At 70.7% G+C, this 1,479-nt stretch carries 2 protein-coding genes; one reads left to right on the forward strand and one right to left on the reverse strand.

What is annotated here, in order from left to right:
* Positions 1-479: 1-aminocyclopropane-1-carboxylate deaminase/D-cysteine desulfhydrase (locus tag EJK15_RS69275; RefSeq protein WP_138720916.1), on the reverse strand; the 479-nt coding region annotated here is incomplete at its 3' end.
* Positions 480-522: 43 nt separating this feature from the next.
* On the opposite strand from EJK15_RS69275, the gene galK reads away from it, so the two are divergent.
* Positions 523-1,479: galactokinase (gene galK / locus EJK15_RS69280; RefSeq protein WP_138720917.1), on the forward strand; the 957-nt coding region annotated here is incomplete at its 3' end.

Genomic DNA, 1,479 nt, shown 5'->3' on the forward strand with positions numbered 1-1,479 from the left:
AGATGTGTATAAGAGCCAGGCGTCCCCCCGGTGCCCACCGGGCAGCAGACGACGTCGTACGGCTCGGCGATCTCCCCCGGCAACTCGGCGCACCCGCGCACGGCGGCGGCGTTGCTGCCGCCCTCGGGCAGGATCGCCACGTCCTCGCCCCACCGCGCCCGCAGCCGCGCCTGCACCTCCTCGGTGTGCTTGAGCCGGTAGGAGGCCCTGTCCAGGTAGGTGATCGTCATCCCGCAGGCCTTGGCATGAGCCAGGGACGGGTTCAGCGGGAGATGCTCCTCGCCCCGGATGACGCCGATCGTCTCGATCCCGTGCCGGCGCCCCGCTTCGGCGACGGCCCTGATGTGGTTGGAGTAGGCGCCACCGAAGGTCAGCAGCCGGCGATGGCCCAGGTTGTACTTGAGCTTGCGCGGCTTGTTGTCGTCGTGCATCAGGAACACCCGGACCTGGCCGAGCCCTGGATCCAGGAGCTCCTCCATGGCGCTAGTCTACGGTCGGGTCTTTGTTGAGGAGTGTTCGATTATGCGCGTTGTTGAAGCTTTTCGTGCCGCCTACGGCGCGTCCCCCCAGACCGTCTGGCACGCGCCGGGCCGGGTCAACCTGATCGGCGAGCACACCGACTACAACGACGGCTTCGTGCTGCCCTTCGCGGTGCCGTGGGGCGTGACGGCCGCGATCACTCCGCGCGCGGACCAGACCATCCGCCTCCTCTCGCTCCAGTCCTCCGGCGAGCCCGTCACGCTCGCGAGCCACGCGGAGTCCACGGGCTGGACCCGCTACGTCGTAGGCGTCCTGGCCATGCTCGGCGACCGCGTCGCCGGCGCGGACATCGCCATCGACGGCACCATCCCGCCGGGCGCCGGCCTCAGCTCCAGCGCCGCCCTCGAGGTCTCCGTGGCCTCGGCTCTCAACGACCTCCACCAGCTCGGCATGACACCGATGGAGATCGCCCTGCTCTGCCAGCAGGCGGAGAACCACTTCGTCGGCGTGCCCTCCGGCATCCTGGACCAGGCCGCCTCGGCTCTGTGCCAGGAGGGGCACGCCCTGTTCCTCGACTGCCGCTCGCTCGGCTCCCGGAACATCCCGCTCGACCTGGCCTCCCACGGGCTGAGCATCCTCATCATCGACACCCAGGTCCACCACGAGCACTCGGGCGGCGAGTACGCCAAGCGCCGCGCGGAGTGCGAGTCGGCGGCCCGCAAGCTCGGTGTCCCTGCCCTGCGCGACGTCACGGACCTGGCGGCGGCCCTGGAGCGGCTGCAGGGGGACGAGCGCAAGCGCACCATGCACGTCGTCACGGAGAACCACCGCGTGGAGGCCCTCATCGGCCTGCTGCGCGCGGGTGCCATCACCGAGATCGGCGCCCTGCTGAACGCCTCGCACCTGTCGCTCAGGGACCAGTACGAGGTGTCGTCGCCGGAGCTGGACGTGGCGGTGGAGGCCGCCCTCAGGGGCGGGGCGCGGGGGGCCAGGATGACG

Source organism: Nonomuraea basaltis (genome assembly GCF_005893125.1).
In the GTDB taxonomy this organism is placed as follows: Bacteria; Actinomycetota; Actinomycetes; order Streptosporangiales; family Streptosporangiaceae; genus Nonomuraea; species Nonomuraea basaltis.